Annotated in this window: 12 protein-coding genes and 9 tRNA genes; 17 read left to right on the plus strand and 4 right to left on the minus strand. The window is 31.4% G+C overall.

What is annotated here, in order from left to right; genetic code table 11:
- Window positions 1-160: 160 nt before the first annotated feature.
- From hemE to LQ622_RS03650, 14 genes are all read left to right on the plus strand, one after another.
- On the plus strand, window positions 161-1,213 hold the full coding sequence (gene hemE, locus LQ622_RS03585; RefSeq protein ID WP_037589713.1) for a uroporphyrinogen decarboxylase: 1,053 nt from the start codon (window positions 161-163) through the stop codon (window positions 1,211-1,213).
- 40 nt (window positions 1,214-1,253) lie between these two features.
- Complete coding sequence (hemH, locus tag LQ622_RS03590; RefSeq protein ID WP_025904824.1) at window positions 1,254-2,174, plus strand: ferrochelatase; 921 nt, start codon at window positions 1,254-1,256, stop codon at window positions 2,172-2,174.
- A 32-nt stretch (window positions 2,175-2,206) separates the two neighbouring features.
- Window positions 2,207-3,601, plus strand: a complete 1,395-nt coding sequence (hemY, locus tag LQ622_RS03595; protein ID WP_239774719.1) for a protoporphyrinogen oxidase — start codon at window positions 2,207-2,209, stop codon at window positions 3,599-3,601.
- A gap of 609 nt (window positions 3,602-4,210) precedes the next feature.
- Window positions 4,211-4,285: transfer RNA gene (locus tag LQ622_RS03600), tRNA-Glu, on the plus strand.
- Window positions 4,286-4,372: 87 nt separating this feature from the next.
- A tRNA-Met gene (locus LQ622_RS03605) sits at window positions 4,373-4,446 on the plus strand.
- A 14-nt stretch (window positions 4,447-4,460) separates the two neighbouring features.
- A tRNA-Asp gene (locus tag LQ622_RS03610) sits at window positions 4,461-4,536 on the plus strand.
- Between the two features lie 10 nt (window positions 4,537-4,546).
- Window positions 4,547-4,619 (plus strand) — tRNA-Phe (locus LQ622_RS03615).
- 20 nt (window positions 4,620-4,639) lie between these two features.
- Window positions 4,640-4,715 (plus strand) — tRNA-His (locus LQ622_RS03620).
- 20 nt (window positions 4,716-4,735) lie between these two features.
- Window positions 4,736-4,809, plus strand: a tRNA-Gly gene (locus LQ622_RS03625).
- A 7-nt stretch (window positions 4,810-4,816) separates the two neighbouring features.
- Window positions 4,817-4,891: transfer RNA gene (locus tag LQ622_RS03630), tRNA-Asn, on the plus strand.
- 3 nt (window positions 4,892-4,894) lie between these two features.
- Window positions 4,895-4,966 (plus strand) — tRNA-Glu (locus LQ622_RS03635).
- A 42-nt stretch (window positions 4,967-5,008) separates the two neighbouring features.
- Window positions 5,009-5,097, plus strand: a tRNA-Ser gene (locus LQ622_RS03640).
- Window positions 5,098-5,817: 720 nt separating this feature from the next.
- Window positions 5,818-6,333 (plus strand): Panacea domain-containing protein, encoded by a 516-nt coding sequence (locus LQ622_RS03645; RefSeq protein ID WP_239774720.1) that lies wholly within the window; start codon window positions 5,818-5,820, stop codon window positions 6,331-6,333.
- A complete protein-coding gene (locus LQ622_RS03650) occupies window positions 6,320-6,727 on the plus strand; it encodes a hypothetical protein (protein WP_239763118.1) in 408 nt (135 codons plus the stop codon). The genes LQ622_RS03645 and LQ622_RS03650 overlap by 14 nt, the downstream gene beginning before the upstream one ends.
- A gap of 36 nt (window positions 6,728-6,763) precedes the next feature.
- Here the strand turns inward: LQ622_RS03650 and LQ622_RS03655 are convergent, their stop codons facing one another.
- Window positions 6,764-7,843 carry a 3'-5' exonuclease gene (locus LQ622_RS03655; RefSeq protein WP_239763115.1) on the minus strand — a complete coding sequence of 360 codons (1,080 nt, stop codon included), beginning with the start codon at window positions 7,841-7,843 and terminating at the stop codon, window positions 6,764-6,766.
- Window positions 7,844-8,133: 290 nt separating this feature from the next.
- Entirely contained in the window at window positions 8,134-8,574 is a 441-nt protein-coding gene (locus LQ622_RS03660) for an NUDIX domain-containing protein (RefSeq protein ID WP_206180572.1), read from the minus strand.
- Between the two features lie 381 nt (window positions 8,575-8,955).
- Between LQ622_RS03660 and LQ622_RS03665 the strand changes: the two genes are divergently transcribed.
- Window positions 8,956-9,630, plus strand: a complete 675-nt coding sequence (locus LQ622_RS03665; protein WP_037589709.1) for a type 1 glutamine amidotransferase — start codon at window positions 8,956-8,958, stop codon at window positions 9,628-9,630.
- 78 nt (window positions 9,631-9,708) lie between these two features.
- On the opposite strand, the gene LQ622_RS03670 is transcribed toward LQ622_RS03665, so the two are convergent.
- Window positions 9,709-10,578, minus strand: coding sequence for a DMT family transporter (locus tag LQ622_RS03670; RefSeq protein ID WP_239763112.1), 870 nt, complete (start codon window positions 10,576-10,578; stop codon window positions 9,709-9,711).
- A gap of 20 nt (window positions 10,579-10,598) precedes the next feature.
- Entirely contained in the window at window positions 10,599-11,030 is a 432-nt protein-coding gene (locus tag LQ622_RS03675) for a GNAT family N-acetyltransferase (protein ID WP_204189173.1), read from the minus strand.
- 363 nt (window positions 11,031-11,393) lie between these two features.
- Between LQ622_RS03675 and LQ622_RS03680 the strand changes: the two genes are divergently transcribed.
- Window positions 11,394-12,233, plus strand: a complete 840-nt coding sequence (locus LQ622_RS03680; RefSeq protein WP_037589706.1) for a DegV family protein — start codon at window positions 11,394-11,396, stop codon at window positions 12,231-12,233.
- 141 nt (window positions 12,234-12,374) lie between these two features.
- Window positions 12,375-13,541: an MFS transporter gene (locus LQ622_RS03685; protein ID WP_191836731.1), complete on the plus strand. Its 1,167-nt coding sequence runs from the start codon at window positions 12,375-12,377 to the stop codon at window positions 13,539-13,541.
- Window positions 13,542-13,589: the final 48 nt, after the last annotated feature.

Below are 13,589 nucleotides of genomic sequence, written 5' to 3' on the forward strand. Positions count from 1 at the left end.
ATACCTCCTATATCTCTTTAATTAGATTATAAACATGTAAGCGCTAAAATCAACCAATTCATGAAATCTTTTGTATAATTTATGAATTTTTGTACACATAGATGTCTTTATAATAGAATATGTTAAAATAGATTGTAATGATTATAATGAGGTGAAATAAATGAGTGTACCGTTTAACGATACAATTTTAAAAGCAGCAAAGGGAGAAAAAACAACTCATACACCAGTTTGGTTTATGAGGCAAGCAGGTAGATCACAGCCTGAATATAGAAAAATTAAAGAAAAGTATTCATTATTTGAAATTACACATCAACCAGAACTTTGTGCATATGTTACAAAATTACCAGTAGACCAATATAATACTGATGCTGCAATTTTATATAAAGATATTATGACACCTTTAACTGGAATTGGTGTAGATGTAGAAATTAAATCTGGAATAGGTCCTGTTATACATAACCCTATTAAAGACATTTCTGATATTAATCGATTAGGTCAAATAAATCCTGAGGAAGACGTGAAATATGTCTTAGATACGATTAAACTTTTAACAGAAGAACAGCTAAACGTACCATTAATAGGATTTACTGGCGCACCGTTCACGCTAGCGAGCTATATGATTGAAGGTGGACCATCTAAAAATTATAATAAGACTAAAGCGTTTATGTATAAACAGCCAGAAGCTTGGTTTAAATTAATGGATACATTAGCTGATATGGCAATTCGCTATACACATGCTCAAATTGATGCTGGATGTAAGATGATTCAAGTATTCGATTCATGGGTAGGTGCGTTAAATGCTGAAGATTATCATTATTTCATTAGACCATCTATGAATAAAATTTTTGCAGCAATTAAAGAAAAAAACGTACCTGTTACAACATTTGGTGTTGGAGCAAGCCATTTAATAGAAGAATGGAATCAATTACCGGTTGATGTAATCGGGCTAGATTGGCGCTTACAAATCAAAGAAGCAAGGGAAAAAGGTATTACTAAGACGTTACAAGGAAACTTAGATCCAGCTATTTTACTAGCACCATGGGAAGTTATCGAACAAAGACTCGTTCAAATATTGGATCAAGGTTTAGTAGACCATAATTATATCTTTAATCTTGGACATGGTGTCTTTCCAGAAGTGCAACCTGATACATTAAGAAGAGTTGCTAAGTTTGTGCATGATTATTCAGCAAAATATAAATCACAACAAAGATAGGTTATTAAACAGCTTAATTTTATTAAAGGGAGTATAGAAGATGAATAAAAAAGTGGGACTTTTAGTTATGGCATATGGTACACCTTATAAAGAAAGTGACATTGTACCTTATTATACACACATTAGACATGGTCGTAAGCCATCTGATGAACAAATTGAAGACTTAAAAGGGCGTTATAAAGCGATTGGTGGTATTTCACCATTAGCAGGTACAACAGAGAAACAAGCAGAAAGTTTACTTGGCGCATTAAATGAAGCTTATGAAGATGTTGAATTTAAATTGTACATTGGTTTAAAACATATTCATCCATTTATTGAAGATGCAGTAGAACAAATGCATAATGATGGTATTGAAGAAGCGGTTACGATTGTTTTAGCACCTCATTATTCTAATTTCTCAGTGGGAAGTTATAATAAACGTGCTCAAGAAGAAGCTGATAAATATGGTATTTCAATGCATCACGTTGAGCAATTTTACAATGAACCAGCATTTATATCTTACTGGACAAACATGATTGATGAAACATTACAAACGATTCCAGAAGAAAGTCATGATGAAACAGTATTAATCGTTTCAGCGCATAGTTTGCCAGAAAAAATTAAAAAAGCAAATGACCCATATCCTGATCAATTAGAAGAAACTGCTAAAATTTTAAGTGAAGAATCTAACATTAAACATGTATCAGTAGGTTGGCAATCAGAAGGACAAACTGGAGAACCTTGGTTAGGACCAGATGTTCAAGATTTAACGAGAGACTTATATAATGAACATGGCTATAAACACTTTATATATACACCAGTAGGATTTGTATGTGAACATTTAGAAGTATTATATGATAACGACTACGAATGTAAAGTTGTATGTGATGAATTAGGCGTGAAATATCACAGACCACCAATGCCAAATATTGATCCTAAATTTATTGAAGCAATGGTATCAGCAATTAAGAAAAAATTCTAATTCGATATTCGAATAAGAAAGAAGTGTTAAGTATGTCAAAACGAATTGCAATAATAGGGGCAGGGATAACTGGGTTATCTGCTGCCCATTATTTAAGAAGAGATTATCCAGATGCAGAAATTGATGTATATGAACAATCAGACAGAGTAGGCGGCAAAATCAAAACTTATCGTAAAGATGGTTATACAATTGAACTAGGGCCAGAATCTTACTTAGGTAGAAAGACAATTATGACAGAATTAGCTGAAGAAATTGGGATTGCTGATGATTTAGTAACAAATAAAACAGGGCAATCATATATTTACAGCCATAATAAGTTATATCCAATACCAGGTGGTTCAATTATGGGTATACCTACAGAAATCAAACCATTTCTTAAGACACAATTGATTTCACCAGCAGCTAAATTAAGAGCAGGATTAGATTATTTCTTACCTGTTAAACCGATGCATACAGATATATCAATCGGTCATTTCTTTAGACAAAGATTAGGTGATGAAGTATTAGAAAACTTAATCGAACCTTTAATGGCAGGTATTTATGGTGCTAATATCGATAAATTAAGCTTAAAAACAACATTTCCTCATTTTAAAGAACAAGAAGAAAAAGAGGGCGGCTTAATAAAAGGTATGATTGCTCAAAAAGCTAAAAACAATGCGGATAAAAAAGTAACAGTAAAACCAAAAGGTCAATTTAAGCAATTTAGACATGGCCTTGAATCATTCATTCAAACTTTACGTGATAGTCTTGAAGATAAAGGTGTTCAAATACATTTAAACGCTCCAGTTCAAAATTTAGTAGAAAAAGCTAACAAAACAATTTTGACGATAAATAATGTAGAGCATGAATATGATGGTGTCATTGTTACAATACCACACCAACATTTCGTTAAATGGTTTGAAGAGGATCTTAAATTGGATTACTTTAACTATATGCCTTCAACAAGTGTTGCAACAGTCGTTATGGCATTTGATAAAGACCAAGTCGTGAACGATAAAGATGGAACTGGATTTGTAATTGCAAGAACAAGTGATACAGCCATCACAGCTTGTACATGGACAAACAAAAAATGGCCACATACAACACCAGAAGGAAAAGTCTTATTAAGAGCGTATGTAGGTAAACCAGGCTCAAATATTATTCATCATAAAGACGAAGAACAATTGAAACAAGTCGCTCTAAATGATCTGAATAAAATCATGACGATCAAAGGAGAACCAGAATTCTTTATCGTAACGAAATTACCACACAGTATGCCTCAATATGAAGTCGGTCATATCGATCGTATTCGAGATATACAAGAACATATCGATCAAAATTATCATAACCTAATCATAACAGGCGCGTCGTTTGATGCAGTCGGATTACCAGACTGTGTACAAATGGCTAAGAACGCTAGTGACAAGATGATAGAGTATTTGAAGTAGATTGTAGATAGTAGTAAGTAAATAGTGTGCGGAAGTGTAAGGAAGCGTATGGAAAAGTGTGGAAGCGGGACAGAAATTCTAATTTAACATTAGAATTTCTGTTTTTTTGTTGGAGGGGTAAGGTGAATATTGCAAGTGGAGGATGACAAGCAATGTTGGAGGACTGAATATTGCAAGTGGAGCGTGACAAGCAATATTGAAGGACTGAATATTGCAAGTGGAGGATGACAAGCAATGTTGAGAGGCTGAATGTTGCAAGACTGAGCAAACAAGCAACATAGAGATGCTGTAAGTTGCAAGACTGAGTAAACAAGCAACATAGAGCTGTCTATAAAACTTAATGCTTACTTTATTAAAAACGTGGAATTTTAATTCATCTTTTTCACAATGACTTCGAAAAAACTACTTTATGATAATTTTTTTCTATAAAAATCATGAATAAATGACACTTCTAAAGTTAAAAAAGAGGGTGTTTTGAATGATTATTTCTCCCTTTAGTGACAATTGTCACATAGATGTTAAAAGTTCAAATTTTTTATTAAGAAAAGTAAAGAAATAGCATTGACGTTCTTTATATTTCTATATATACTTAAGTAGTTCTCAATTAGAGGCCCCTTGGTCAAGCGGTTAAGACACCGCCCTTTCACGGCGGTAACACGGGTTCGAATCCCGTAGGGGTCACCATTTTCAATAAAAATTTATTAAAATTTTATTGACATAATATTAATGAATGTGTTATATTAATAAGGTAGCCAAATTACTTATTATTAGCGCGGGATGGAGCAGTTCGGTAGCTCGTCGGGCTCATAACCCGAAGGTCGGTGGTTCAAATCCGCCTCCCGCAATACTTTTTAATGATGGTCCCGTGGTGTAGCGGTTAACATGCCTGCCTGTCACGCAGGAGATCGCGGGTTCGATTCCCGTCGGGACCGCCATTTATATTTTGGCTCAGTAGCTCAGTCGGTAGAGCAAAGGACTGAAAATCCTTGTGTCGGCGGTTCGATTCCGTCCTGAGCCATACTTTTTTAAACAAGTATGGCGATTGTGGCGAAGTGGTTAACGCATCGGATTGTGGTTCCGACATTCGTGGGTTCGATTCCCATCAGTCGCCCCATATATATATTATTTACTTAAGCGGGTGTAGTTTAGTGGTAAAACCTCAGCCTTCCAAGCTGATGTTGTCGGTTCGATTCCGATCACCCGCTCCATTATTATTCCACAGTAGCTCAGTGGTAGAGCTATCGGCTGTTAACCGATCGGTCGTAGGTTCGAGTCCTACCTGTGGAGCCATAAGGCCCCTTGGTCAAGCGGTTAAGACACCGCCCTTTCACGGCGGTAACACGGGTTCGAATCCCGTAGGGGTCATATAATCAGAGGTGAAATATCGCTTCTGATTTTTTTGTTTGTGGAGAGTTGTCCGAGTTGGCCGAAGGAGCACGCCTGGAAAGTGTGTAGGCGCCACAAGCGTCTCGAGGGTTCGAATCCCTCACTCTCCGTTTGTACCTTAATAATCAACTAATCCAAGACGTTGATATTGCTGGGTTTTCTTGCAATTGGTAAGTTAATCCATATGAGCAAGTGTCAAAAAAGTGTCTAGAGAAAAATTCTCTTACTTTTTGATACTTGCTTTTTTTATGTTCATATAGAAGTTGCGAATAAATTCCTAAAGTAATTGCTATATTTTAATGATCTGATTTAATGCCAACGAGCATGTTATTTTGGTGTTTTTAACGCCAACGTCAACATAAATTACATTCCATGACTAGGGAGAGAAGGGGATTACTATATTATAAACAAGAGTTTGTTAATTTTAACATTCTATATTGTGCCCAATTTGATTTTGTTGTAATATATACTTAATTAAACTAGAGAGTGGGAGTATATAAGGGGGTGCTTTTATTAATAGTGAATATATTACAAGATCAGAATTTCAGCAGCATGTAATAAATATGAATAATAGATTCGATGAAATCAATGATAAAATTTCTTTAACTAAAGACGTTTTATCAGGAGAAATAAAAAATGCTGTTTCCGAGTTTAAAAATGAAATAAGCGATAATAAATTTACATCAAAACGTTTCTGGATAGGTATTAGTATACCAACTATTTTAAGTCTCTTATCATTGATTATCACTATACTAGTAGCATTACTATTTTAACTTAAACTTACCTTGCAGCTAAAATATTATATTATAACTGAGATAGGAGTGATTTTAATGGCAGATGTAAAAGATGTTGCTAATTACCTTATATACTCATATGAACTTAAAACTGGTACTAAGTTTGAAAATAACGAATTAAAACTGCAAAAGTTAATTTATTTTGCACAAAGAGAATCTTTAGCTTTAACGGGCGAGGTTCTATTTAATGATAGAATTGGAGGGTGGAAATTTGGTCCGGTTATACCTAAATTAAGGTATTATTTAGATGAAATGTATGAACCAAGCGATACTGATAAATTAAATGATACTGAAAAATATGTAATTAATAATGTTATCTCTCAATATGGCATGTATTCTGGTTGGTATCTAAGAGAACTATCCCATCATGAAAAATGTTGGAAAAAAAGTAGAATTAACTTGAACAATAATGAGGTAGGGAATAGAGAAATAACGCCAGAGGATATAATCGAAGATGCTAAAAGCGTTAGGCTATACGATCATGTTTATGATATGTACATAGATGAATTTGAAGATTTAAATGAGGAGGAAGTTCATCTTGGATTTAGTTAATACTCCTCGTGATTTAATTAATAAAATAGTATATGCAAGTTTTCCATATTTTGATTTAAAAACAAATAAAAAAGGCTATAAATTATGGCCAGTATTAATCATTGGTGCCGAAAAAGATTGCTTTGAATGTGATTTAACGATGTTACCAATATCTACTGTTTCTAATAAAGTGAATTTACATCCTATTTATGATGTAAATATTGGATTGCTTGAATGTCCAAGTCTTCATAGCATCTATAAAGAAATTTGCTATGTTAGAACACACAAACAATCCACTGTTTATTCTAAAGATATTGTTACTTCAAAAAAATTTGATGACTTATCAATAACTTATCAGGAGAAACTTGAAGAAATTAAATTTAAAGTATCGGAATTCAATAAGACTTTATTTTAACTCCAAAACGCTTTTTATATACTACTACTGTTATAATCACTGTCTACTCATCAATAGTAATAGTAAGTTCCCGGTTGCTCTACAGTCATTAATTGCGTTATGTGATTCGCCATCGTCTAAATTGAAATGTTCTTTTAAAGTTTGAAGTTTATGATTAGGTGTTTCTCTGATTAGTTTTCTTGAAAAAGTGAGTGTGTCAATAACTCTCAATTTCTCATATTCTATATTATTAATTTGAAGTTGGTAGAGTAAGAACTTCATATCAAATGGTGCATTATGTGCGACTATCGTTCTTCTTCTAATGATATTATATAATTCCTCTAATTTATCCTTTCCTAAACTAGGTTTATCTTCTAAAAACTCATTTGTAATACCTGTGATTTTTTCTATTCTTTTACTTATTGGTTTACTTGGTTTGAAGTATTCATTATATTCATTAATGATTTTTCCATCTTCATATTCAATAATCCCACACTGAATAATTTCGTTTTCGTTATATTTTAAACCTGTCGTTTCGAAATCTAGAACGATAAAGGAATCTGTTAATTTACTAACTTTTGTATAACTTAAATCTAGTAAATTATTTGAACGATTATAAGTTCTTCTTGGCGCACGATAGGGTGATGTATAAGATTTTTGATTTTCCATATTATCAAGAAGCGCGCGATTCTCTTCATTTAATTTATTAATTTCATTTCTTAATTGAAAATTTTCTTTAATCAATTGTTCATTTTTATGTTGAAGTGCTTTTATATCATCATTGTTAAAATGATTAATCTCTCTTTCTAACTTTAAAGTTTTGTAAAATACTTGAATTGCATGAACTGGATCACTCGATGTAAAAGAAAATGTTAACATTCGATTTTCACCATAATCTAAAATTAATTTACTAGAAATAAAGTTTTCTATTGTATCTAAAGAAACAACCTCTGACCATGGGATTTGAAAAGTTAAATTCGCTTTATGCTGCACTAATATAATTTCTTGTATTGTCACAAAAATTGAGCCTATTACATACTCTTTATCAATCTTAGTTGAAGTTTCAGATTCAAGTAAGACCTCAACTTCAGGGAATTTAGATTGAAACAACATTTTATCCATTTTTTTAGCTTTCAATTTCATTTCACCCTTTCTAATTATATAACGCTAGTAAACAAGAGTATTTATAAAATCATGTCAGTTTTCTTTCTTTTTAATACTAAAAATTAATAAAACAAGTGGAACACTAAACATTACAGGCATTATAAAAATAAGTGGCAAAGTCATAAGAGCCATGTATAAAAATGTGCTGTCTAATGTGTATTTGGACATGTGTATCATTCCTTTGAAATTAAACTTTTTTATTTTTCGTGATAAAATTTTTGTAAAATTGATTATGTATGACTTATATATGAATAAATAATGATTTAAAACCTCAAATCATCAATAAAATAATACTCTTTTTTGTCTTTAAATAAATAATTTTGTAAAGGGATTAAAATGTCTTCGCTGATTATATAATTTTGAATTTCGTTAAAGTTGACCCATTTTAATTCTACAATTTCATTGTCAGGATCATTAATTGATATTTCACCGTTGAAATTTAAGCACTTAAAATAAGTTACTAAACAATGAGCATTCTCATTAGGTATGTTATTTTCAGCTATATATGCTAGTTCATATTGATTTATAGTTAATCCTGTTTCTTCAAATACTTCTCTAATTAAAGATTCATATAAAAACTCACCTTGCTCAACTACGCCTCCAGGTAAACTCCATAAATATTCATTATTATATTCATTTTTAACTAATAAAATAGTATTTTCTTTAATTAAAATAGCATTTATGACTCTATAGAAATTTGTCAAAATTATCACTCCTTTATTTCTTAAATATATTATAATAAAGTTGTTAAAGTATGATAATTCAATGTGATAGATAACAGATAAATTCGCTAAGATCATACGTAATATAAGATTTGGAGTTGATCACATTGTCAAATATTACAAAAATTAGGATCAGAACGATTTTGAACTATATCACTGGTATAGCATTACTTGGTTTAACGTTTTATTTACTATTTTTATTGTAACCTTGTTACGAAATATGGGCAAAACAAAGGCTAGGACTTTTTACATAAGTCCTAGCCTTTGATTTTTCTAAAATAAAAGATTTTCACATTATTTTGCTTAAATGACTTATAATATAGTTATTAGAATTTGTTAATTATATAAGGAGTTGCTTATTTTATGAGAATAAATGTTTTACAACATACGCCAAATGAAGGTGTTGGATCAATAGGTGATTGGGCTAAAGAAAGAGGACATGATTTGTATATTTATCATCCGTATTTTTATAATGGTGTAATACCTTCTGCTGAAGAAACTGATTTACTAATTATTTTGGGTGGTCCAATGAGTCCGAATGATACAGATGATTGGATTTTTAAAGAAAGAGAGTTAATAAGAGAGTTATTGAAAGCTAACAAACCAATGTTTGGAGCTTGCTATGGTGCCCAACAAATAACAAAAGCAATAGGTTATACAGTGGGTAAATCACCAGTAAAAGAAGTGGGCTGGGATAAAGTTTATCTTGAAAGTGATACTATACCGGATCTACCGAAAGAATTAATGGCATTACATTGGCATGAAGAAACATTCCAAATTCCTAAAAATGCAGAATTGTTATTTTCAAGCGAGTACTTAACAAACCAAGGATTCTTATTGAAAGATAATGTTATTGGCTTACAATTTCATTTTGAACCTGGACCTTTTGATGTTAAAGAAATTGTTACGAATGACTTTTCTTATGCAGTAGATTCTGTATTGAATCAAACACCTCAAGAAATAATTGACTATGAAGTACCTAAAGAAAATAAAGATGTTATGTTTAAATTATTAGATTTTATAACAAAAAGTAAATAATATATTTATTAATATCAAATCAAAACAAAGGCTAGGACTTTTTTACATAAGTCCTAGCCTTTATATATCTTCATATTTTCACGTCACTTCAGTTTTCTGTGCTTTTAAGAAGAAATACACGCCTACGAGTACGATAATGATACCTAGTATTTGTACGTATTCTAAGTATTCTTTCAAGATAAATATTGCTAATATTGATGCGCCTACGGGTTCTAGTAGCATGCTCATTGATATGGTTGTTGGATTTATGATATTTAAGAGATAATTGAATATGACGTGCGCTATTGTTGGGAAAATGGCCAATGATATAAATAATAGCCATTCTTTCATTGAATAGTTTACTAATGTAGCATGCGTGATGATGTTATAAATGAGTAAAAAGACGCCTGCGAAGAAGAACACGATGATGCTATAAACCCAATGTGTGAGTTTGAGCATTGCATTCTTTCCTATCATTAGGTAACACACTATTGATATAACACTTAATAAAGATAATATATTACCAATCATTGCAGTTAAGTCAGTTATATTAAAGTCGCCCCAACTTACGATTACAACACCGATAAACGATATTAAAATTGTACTCAAAACTTTTAGTGTTATTTTTTCTCTATAAAATAAGAAACTTGCAATAATCGCAATAATGGGTTGTAAAGATAATATGACTGTTGAACTAGCAACGGTTGTTAATTTTAATGAACCAAACCATAATCCGAAATGAAGTGCTAAAAATAGACCAGCTAATACAAGATATAGAAAATCTTTAAGATTTAATTTGAAGATTTCTTTTTTATATCGATATGCAAAGGGTACTAGCAAGATGACTGCTATAAACATTCTGTTCATGCTTATTACGCTAGAAGGGGCGTTTGATAGCTTTACTAATATGGCAGCTAGTGAAATTGCAATGATTGAAATAAGTAATAACATATTTGTCTGTTTATTCATAAGCAAAACCTCAATTTAAATTATAATTTTAGATGTATGATTGGATAATCTCTTCCTTGTCCATCATGTGAAGATTCTTTATATGGTTTAAATCCATTTTTCATATAAAAGTTCAAGGCTTGCTCGTTATCTTTGTTTACGTCAACTTTTTGGATATGATCTTCTGTTAACAAGTGTTGAAGTATTTCAGTTCCAAATCCTTTTCTGAAATGTTCTGGATCTATAAATAACATTTCTAAGTTATCTTCGTTGATACCTGAAAAGCCAACAGCTTCTCCATCGTAAAGCCATAAATTTGCATCTACGTATTTAAAGTAGGTTGGTATTTCTTTTTTTAATGCAATTCTGTCTTCTTCTTTTAAAAAGTGATGGGTTGCGAGTACGGAGCGTTCCCAAATTTTTAATGCAAGTGGATAATCTTTCTCTTGTAGTTCAGTTTTTAATAAGCTCATTGTTATGACTCCTAATTAGATGTGAATATTAGAATGATAGCATATGAAGGTTAAATGCGTATAGGTTATTATGAATTTTTTGATAAACTTATTAATCTTATGATTGGTATATTTTAATAGTAAATTTCAATAATTTTTATAGAAATATCATTCGATTCATTGTTATGAAAGTATTGTAATTTCAGTATATCTATCTATTTATTATACTAGAATGATATTTGCGGTATTTATTATATGATTGCTTTAACTTATCAGTTCTTTTTTTAATTGTTTCAATATTGATTATATGTTATTAATTAAGTTAGGTTAAAAATACTTAGTTATAAAGTGAATGCATTTATTGTATATACAATGGAGGAAGTAATGAAATTAGCGTGGTTAATTGATACAACAACTTATATTGATCAAAATATGGATGATAAAGATTTATTTGTCGTTTCTTTATCTACAATTATTAATGACAAACCTTATAAAGATTCACAATTTGAAAGTTCAAAGTTATTTTTTGATATGTTAAAAGAAAATGGTAATGGTGCTAAAACAGCTCAACCTACACCTCAAGATTTTATAGAGACGTATGAGCAAATTCAAGAAGAAGGTTATACGCATGTTATTGCGGTTCATCCTTCTAGTAGTTTATCAGGCACATATGCATCATCGCTATCAACTGCACAATCTTTCCCAATGGAAATTCATGTAATTGATAGTGGAACAGGAAGCTTTCCTCAAAAAGAATTAGTCGAGTATGGTAGAAAACTTTATGACGAGGACTATTCATTTGAAGAAATCGTTAATAAGTTAGAAGAAGTTAAACATACAAGTGAATTATATTTGTTGCCACGAAACTTACAACAATTAAAGAATAGTGGAAGGGTTTCGAATAGCAAATATTTATTAAGTAGCTTACTTCATATTAAATTATTATTGAAATTAGAGAATAGTACAATCGACTTAGAACTTAAGTCTAGAGGCAATAAGAAAATAGAAGCTTATTTAATCACACATATTAAAGAAATTATTGATAAAGGTGTTACAAACATTGGTGTGTTACATGCTGGAAATGAGCAAGAAGCACATGTATGGAAAGAGCGCATATTAACTTTAAATAAAGATGTTAATGTATATGTCGAACCTTTAGTTCCAGTAGCATCTGTTCATACGGGATATGGCACGATTGGAATAGGTTGGATACAAACTCAATAATGAAAACGTTTAAAAATCTGAGAATTTAATTTCTCAGGTTTTTTTATATACAAAATTCAAAAAAACTCTTGTAATTGCATAGCAAAAGTACTAATATGGTTAAATCTGATTAAAATAATAAGATTAAAGGAGCGTTGAGACATGAAAAAATATCCTTTAGCGATTTGGATACTAAGCCTTGGTGCTTTTGCGATAGGTATGACTGAATTTGTAATCATGGGTTTGTTACCTAATATTGCAAGAGATCTTGATGTAACCGTATCTGATGCGGGTCAATTAATTACAGGTTATGCATTGAGTGTTGCAATAGGGGGACCGATTATAGTGTTAGCGACTTATAAATTACCTCGAAAAAATTTACTCGTCTTATTAATGGCTATTTTTATAATAGGTAACGGGATAGGTGGTATTGCACCTAATTATGGTTCGCTTATGTTAAGTAGAATTATTGCCGCTTTAGCACACGGTTCATTCTTTGGTATTGGATCTATACTAGCAGCAAGTATGGTACCGCCTCATAAAAGAGCAAGTGCAATGGCATTAATGTTTATGGGATTAACAATGAGCAACATCATTGGTGTACCTTTTGGAACATTTGTAGGGCAAATATTTGGCTGGAAAATGACATTTATTATTATTAGTGTTCTAGGACTATTAACATTAATAGGTATTATTCGATTTGTACCTAACCAAAAAGATACACAGCCGATTTCAATTAAAAATGAATTGAGTGTATTAAAAGATGTTAAACTTTGGTTGACACTAGGTGTAACACTGTTCGGATTCAGTAGTGTATTTGCTTATTTCACGTATATTTCTCAAATATTAATCAATGTTTCGCATATAGAAGAACGCTGGATTTCATTTGTCCTTATTATATTCGGTGTTGGTGTAACATTTGGTAATATTATTGGTGGGAAATTAGCAGACTGGAATTTAAATAAAGCACTGAATACGATATTTATCGTCTTCCCAATATATATCTTTATGATGTACTTTATTCAAAACTATAGCTTGTTAATGGTTGTCGGTATTTTTGTATTTGGTTTGATTGGCTTTAGTATGAGTCCATCATTACAATTTAAAAGTATGGTCATTTCACAAGATGCACCAATGCTTGCTAGTACGATGAACCAATCAGCATTTAACATCGGTAATGCGCTTGGTGCGTTCATCGGCGGTATCGTAGTAAGTCAATTAGAAGTTAAGGATCTAGCGTTAGTTGCACCATTTTTAACACTTATAGGTCTTGTCTTCTTATTACTTGAACGATTTGTTACGCAAAGAAGAGAAAAAGAAGCAATCTAATATGATGGAAACCTAGGTGAATTGATCGCCTAGGTTTTTTGATATTAT

Origin of the sequence: Mammaliicoccus sp. N-M50 (assembly GCF_022386995.1) — a bacterium.
Classification (GTDB): Bacteria; Bacillota; Bacilli; order Staphylococcales; family Staphylococcaceae; genus Mammaliicoccus; species Mammaliicoccus sciuri_A.